At 71.7% G+C, this 6,970-nt stretch carries 1 pseudogene; it reads right to left on the reverse strand.

The annotated features are described in order from the left end of the window. A pseudogene (locus JK363_RS40770) lies at window positions 1–6,942 on the reverse strand (type I polyketide synthase); the annotation flags it as partial. Window positions 6,943–6,970 lie beyond the last annotated feature (28 nt).

Below are 6,970 nucleotides of genomic sequence, written 5' to 3' on the forward strand. Positions count from 1 at the left end.
CCGGCCCTCCGGCCGGTCCTGGCCATACGTCGCCAACAGCGCCTGCGCCTCAATCGGGTCACCCAGCTTCGTACCCGTACCATGCGCCTCAACCGCATCCACCTGGTCAGCGGAAAGACCCCCACTCGCCAGCGCGGCGCGAATCACCCGCTGCTGCGACGGACCGTTCGGTGCGGACAAGCCATTGCTCGCGCCGTCCTGGTTCAGCGCGGAACCGCGGACCACGGCCAGGACCGGGTGGCCGTTGCGGCGTGCGTCGGACAGGCGCTCCAGCAGGAGCATGCCGACGCCCTCGGCCCAGCCGGTGCCGTCCGCGCCCGCCGCGAACGCCTTGCAGCGCCCGTCAGGAGAAAGACCCCGTTGACGGCTGAACTCCACGAAGGCGACAGGGCTGGCCATGACGGTCGCACCGCCGGCGAGGGCGAGCGTGCACTCGCCCTGGCGCAGCGCCTGGGTCGCCCAGTGCAGGGCGACCAGGGACGACGAGCATGCGGTGTCCACGGTCACCGCGGGGCCCTCGAACCCGAACGTGTACGAGATACGGCCCGAGGCGACGCTACCGGCATTGCCGGTCATCAGGTAGCCCTCCGATGCCTCTCCCGCCTGATGGACCAGGTCGCCGTAGTCGTGGTAGGTCAGGCCGCAGAACACGCCGGTCTGGCTGCCGCGCACCGACGCCGGGTCGATACCCGCCCGCTCCAACGCCTCCCACGACGTCTCCAGGAGCAGGCGCTGCTGCGGGTCCATCGCCAGCGCCTCACGCGGCGAGATCCCGAAGAACGCCGGATCGAAGTCGCCCGCGTCGTAGAGGAAACCGCCCTCGCGGGCGTACGCCGTGCCCTTGTGGTCCGGGTCCGGGTGGTACAGCGCCTCCAGGTCCCAGCCACGATCCGTCGGCAGGCCGGCCACCGCGTCGCCGTCGTTGACGAGCAGCTGCCACAGCTCCTCGGGGGTGCGGACGCCGCCGGGGAAGCGGCAGCCCATGCCCACGATGGCGATCGGTTCGTCGTCGAGGATGGTCCGTGGCGTCGTGGTCGCCGGGTGCGGGGCGGCAGTGTGCTGCTCGCCGTCCGCGTGGTCCGGGCCCAGCAGTTCGCCGACGATGTGGCGGGCGGCGGCGGCCGGGGTCGGGTAGTCGAACACGAGCGTGGCCGAGAGCCGCAGGCCGGTCGCCGCGTTCAGGCGGTTGCGCAGTTCGACCGCGGTGAGCGAGTCGAACCCGAGGTCCTTGAAGGCACGCTCGACCACGACCGCGTCCGTGTGGCCCAGGACGGCCGCCACGCTATCGGCCACCAGCTCCAGCAGTACCTCCTCGCGCTCGTCCGGCGTGAGACCGGCGAGGCGCCGTACGAGGGCGGGAGTTCCGTCGTCGGCGGCGGCCGACTCGACGACCCGGCGGGCCGGGGTCCCGATGAGGTGCCGCAGGATCGCGGGTACGGTCCCGGGCCGCGCGTTGGCGCGCAGCACGGCGACGTCCATGCGCGTGGGCACGAGGAGGACTTCGTCCGTCGTGTGTGCCGCGTCGAACAGTGCCAGTCCCTCGTCGGCGGGCAGTGGCGTCATGCCGAAGCGGGCCATGCGAGCCATGTCGACCTCGCCCAAGTGGCCGGTCATCTCGCTGCGCTCGGCCCAGAAGCCCCAGGCAAGCGAGGCCGCGGGCAGGCCGTGCGCCCGCCGGTGCGCCGCCAGGGCGTCCAGGAACATGTTGGCCGCGGCGTAGTTGCCCTGGCCCGCGGCGCCGAACGTCGCTGCCGCGGAGGAGAACAGGACGAAGGCCGTCAGCCCCAAGTCCTGGGTCAGCTCGTGCAGATGCACGGCGGCGTCCACCTTGGGTCGCAGCACAGAATCCAGCCGCTCCGGCGTCAGCGACTCGATGAGGCCGTCGTCCAGGACACCCGCCGCGTGCACCACTCCGCGGAGCGGGCGGTGCGCGGGAATCCGTGCCAGCAGGCCGACCAGCGCGTCGCGGTCCGTCACGTCACACGCCTCGAACATCACCTTGGCGCCGAACGCTTTCAGTTCCGCTTCGAGTTCGGCCGCGCCCGACACGTCCCGCCCGCGCCGCGAGGCCAGGACCACGCACCTGACCCCGTGCTCGGCGACCAGGTGCCGCGCCACCAGTCGGCCCAGCACGCCGCTCGCGCCGGTGACCAGCACGGACCCGTCGGCGTCCCACACGGCGGGCGACGCCGTGGAGACGGCAGGGACCATCGCCCTCGCCAGGCGCGGGATGTACACGCGCCCCTCCCGTACGGCGATCTGCGACTCCCCACTGGCGAGTACCGCGTCGAGCACGGCGCCGGGCAGTTCATGGCCGTCCAGGTCGAGCAGGACGAACCGGTCCGGATGCTCCGCCTGCGCCGAGCGGACCAGACCCCACACGGCCGCCGCCGCCAGATCGGTCACGTCCTCACCGGGATCGGCGGATACCGCGCCCCGGGTCACCACGACCAGCCGCGACCCGGCCAACCGCTCCTCGGCCAGCCACGCCTGCAACGCCTCCAGCGCGCGAAGCGTCGCCGACCGCACAGCCACCGGGTCACCGACACCCGCACCGGCACCGGACTCGGAGCTGGTGAGGAAGGGCAGCAACACGCACGCGGGCGCGACCTCGTCGGACATCGCCGCGTCACGGATGCCGGCGTACACGTCGCCGTACTCGTCGGCGTACCCGAGCAGACCACGCAGCTCGGCCGCGTCGAGGCCGACGAGCGCCCGGCGGGCGCCGTTGTCCTCCACCACGGCCACGGAGGCCGCCGGGAGAGCCGCCCACTCCACGCGGAACAGCGATTCGTGCGACACCCGTCCCTGACCGGCCACGTCGTCCGGTGTGACGTTCCGGGGCGTCACCGCTTCCACGGTGGCGACCACCTGGCCGGACTCGTCGGCCAGCAGCACCGCGATACGGTCCCCGGCCCCCGGCGAGAGACGCACGCGCAGCGTGGTCGCGCCGGTGGCGTACAGGGACACGCCGCTCCATGCGTGCGGCAGCACGACCGTGTCTTCGGCCAGGTCGGCCGCGTTGCTGTCCGCAGCGTGGAGAGCGGCGTCCAGCAGTGCCGGATGCACGCCATAGCGCCCGGCGTCCGCGCGCTGCTCCTCCGGCAGCGTCACCTCCGCGAAGATCTCCTCACCGCGGCGCCACGCCTGCCGCAGCCCCTGGAATGCGGGGCCGTGGACGAGGCCGACACCCTCCTCACCGTCCTCGTACAGCGCCGCCACGTCGACCGGGTCGGCGTCGGCCGGAGGCCACTGGATGAGCGCACGGGCGACCTCCGGACCCACCGGCGCACCCGCCGTCAGCACGCCACGGGCATGCAGGGTCCATGGGAGATCCGACGCGCCGTCCTCATGGCGCGAGTAGACGCTCACCGTACGGCGGCCGGAGTCGTCCGGTCCGCTCACCGCGAGCTGAAGCTGGACGGCCCCACTGTCGGGCAGCGCGAGCGGCGCCTGAGGCGTCAGCTCGTCCAGCCGGTCACAGCCGACCGCGTCACCCGCCCGCAATGCCAACTCCACGAAGACGGAGGCGGCGAGCACCGCCGTGCCGTAGAGAGCGTGATCCGCCAGCCAGGGGTGCGACTGCACCGAGAGCCGGCCGGTGAACAGATGCCCGCCGGACTCCGGCAGAGTGACGGCCGCGCCGAGCAGCGGGTGATCGGCGGACGAGAGGCCCGCCGATGTCACGTCACCCTGGCGGGCGGCGGACGGTTCGATCCAGTAACGCTGGTGCTGGAAGGCATAGGTGGGCAGGTCGACACGGGTGGCTCCCGTGCCCCGGAACAGTCCGGCCCAGTCGACGGTCGCACCGCCGACGAACGCCTCCGCCACGGAGACGGCGAACCGCTCCAGCCCACCCTCGTCGCGACGCAGCGAACCCACCGCCGTGACAGGGGCGTTGATGTGCGCCTCGGCGGTCTGCTCGATGCCCATCGTCAGCACCGGGTGCGCGCTGGACTCCACGAACAGGCCGAAGCCGTCGTCGAGCAGGGCACGGACGGTCTCGGCGAAACGGACCGTCCGACGAAGATTGCGGTACCAGTAGCCCGCGTCCAGAGCGGTCGTGTCCAGCACCTCAGCGGTGACCGTGGAGTAGAACGGCACCGATCCGGCCCGGGGAGCGACGCCCGCCAAGTCGCGCAGGAGAACGTCCTCGATCTCCTCCACATGAGTACAGTGCGAGGCGTAATCCACGGCGATACGACGAGCCCGCACACCATCCGCCTCACACGCGGCCAACAGCTCGTCCAACGCGTCCGCGTCACCCGAAACAACAACCACAGCAGGTCCGTTGACCGCCGCCACCGCCAGACGCCCCTCCCAGGCCAGCAGCCGCTCCTGAACGGCCTCGATGTCGAGGGAGACGGAGACCATGCCCCCACGCCCGGACAGCGCCCGAATCGCCTTGCTCCGCAGCGCCACCACCTTCGCCGCGTCCTGCAACGACAACGCGCCGGCGACGCATGCGGCAGCGATCTCACCCTGCGAGTGACCGATCACCGCGGCCGGCTCCACCCCATAGGACCGCCAGACCTCGGCCAGCGAGACCATCACCGCCCACAGCACCGGCTGCACGACATCGACCTGCTCCAGCCAACCCTCGCTGTCCGTGTCGCGAAGGATGTCGGTCAGCGACCAGTCCACGAACGGCGCCAACGCAGCCGCACACTCACCAATCCGCTCCGCGAACACCGGTGAGAAGGCGAGGAGTTCAGCAGCCATGCCCGCCCACTGCGAACCCTGACCGGGGAACACGAACACGGCACGCCCATCCGAGCCGCCCGCACTCCCCCACACCACGCCCGCAGCCTCACGGCCCTCGGCCAGCGCCTCCAGCCCATCGGCCGGACCGCCCAGGAGGGTATCGACCACCACGGCCCGGTGCTCGAACACCGAACGCCCGGTCACCAGTGACGAAGCCACATCTGCGGCCGCAAGCTCCGGACGCTCCGCGAGGAACGAGACCAGCCGTTCGGCCTGCGCCCGCAGCGCGGCCTCGGACTTCGCCGACACCACCCACGGCACGACCACCGGCGACGCGACGTCCGCAGTCGGCTCCCCAGCCGGGTCCTCCTCCGGATCCGAAACCGGAGCCTGCTCAAGAATCACGTGAGCGTTTGTGCCGCTGACGCCGAAGGACGACACACCGGCCCGGCGAGGTTCCTCGGTCTCCGGCCACGGTGTGGCCTCGGTCAGCAGCCGCAGGTTGCCGGACGACCAGTCGACGTGCGGGGTGGGCTCGTCGACGTGCAGAGTCTGCGGCAGCAGCCCGTTCCGCATCGCCAGCACCATCTTGATGATCCCCGCGACACCGGCCGCCGCCTGCGTGTGCCCGATGTTCGACTTGATCGAGCCCAGCCACAGCGGCCGGCCCTCCGACCGCTCCTGCCCGTACGTCGCCAGCAGCGCCTGCGCCTCGATCGGGTCACCCAGCTTCGTACCCGTACCGTGCGCCTCGACCACGTCCACCTCGGTCGCCGAAAGACCCGCGCTCGCCAACGCGGCCCGGATCACCCGCTGCTGCGACGGACCGTTCGGCGCCGTCAGACCATTGCTCGCACCGTCCTGGTTGACGGCCGAGCCACGCACCACCGCCAGCACCTGGTGACCGTTGCGCTCGGCGTCCGACAGCCGCTCCAGCAGCAGCAGGCCGACGCCCTCACCCCAGCCGGTACCGTCCGCGCCCGCCGCGAACGCCTTGCAACGACCGTCCGGAGCAAGACCCCGCTGACGGCTGAACTCCACGAAACCACGCGGCGAGACCATCAGCGAGACACCGCCGACGATCGCGCGAGAGCACTCGCCCTGGCGCAGGGACTGCGCGGCCAGGTGCAGGGCGACCAGCGACGACGAGCACGCGGTGTCCACACTGACCGCGGGCCCTTCGAGACCGAAGGTGTAGGAGATGCGCCCCGAGACGACACTGGCCGCGTTGCCGGTGGCCACATAGCCCTCGGTCACGTCCGGGCCTTGGTCGACAAGGGAGACGTATTCCTGGCCGTTCGTGCCGATGAACACACCCGTCCGGCTGCCGCGCACGGACTCGGGGTCGACTCCGGCCCGCTCCCACAGCTCCCAGGCCGTCTCGAGCAGCAGCCGCTGCTGCGGATCCATCGCCAGCGCCTCACGCGGCGAGATCCCGAAGAAGTCGGCGTCGAATCCGCTTACTTCGGAGAGGAACGCGCCTTCGCGTACATAGCTCTTGCCGAGCGCGTCCGGGTCGGCGTCGTACAGTCCGTCGAGGTCCCAGCCGCGGTCCGTCGGGAAGTCCGAGATGGCGTCCTCGCCGACGGCGAGCAGGTCCCACAATGCCTCCGCGGTCCCCACACCGCCGGGGAAACGGCAGCTCATCGAGACGATCGCCAGGGGGTCGTCAGCGGCAGCCACCGTGGTGGGGAGCGCCGGGACGGCTTCGTCCTCGCGCGACCCGAGCAACGCGGTGAGCAGGTGGTCGGCCAGTGCGGCCGGTGTGGGGTAGTCGAAGACCAGCGTGGCCGACAGCTGCATGTCGGTGGCTTCGATGAGCCTGTTGCGCAGACTCACGGCCGTCAGGGAGTCGAACCCGATCTCCGTGAACGCGCGGCCGGGTGCGACCGCGTCGGCTCCGGCGTACCCGAGTACGGCAGCCACGTGGGCACGTACGAGTTCCAGCACGACGCGGTGCCGCTCCGCCTCGGGCAGCCCGGCCAGCTTCCGAACGAGAGCGGACGCCCCTTCGGCGTGCGGCGCGTCCGCCGCCGCGCTTTCGGCCGCATCGGTTACCCGGGCGACTTCCGGGATTCCGCTGAGCATGCGGGACAGCTGCCGGGCCTCGAAGGTGCCGGCGAAGTGCTTCCAGTCGGCGTCCACGACCGCGACGGCCGCATCCCCCGCGACCAGGGCCCGCTCCAGGGCCTTCACCGCGAGGTCCGGGTCCATCGGGAGCATGCCGGTACGCCGGAGGGTACGGCTGACCTCGGCACTGCTGACA

It is taken from the genome of Streptomyces coffeae (genome assembly GCF_016741875.1).
Classification (GTDB): Bacteria; Actinomycetota; Actinomycetes; order Streptomycetales; family Streptomycetaceae; genus Streptomyces; species Streptomyces coffeae.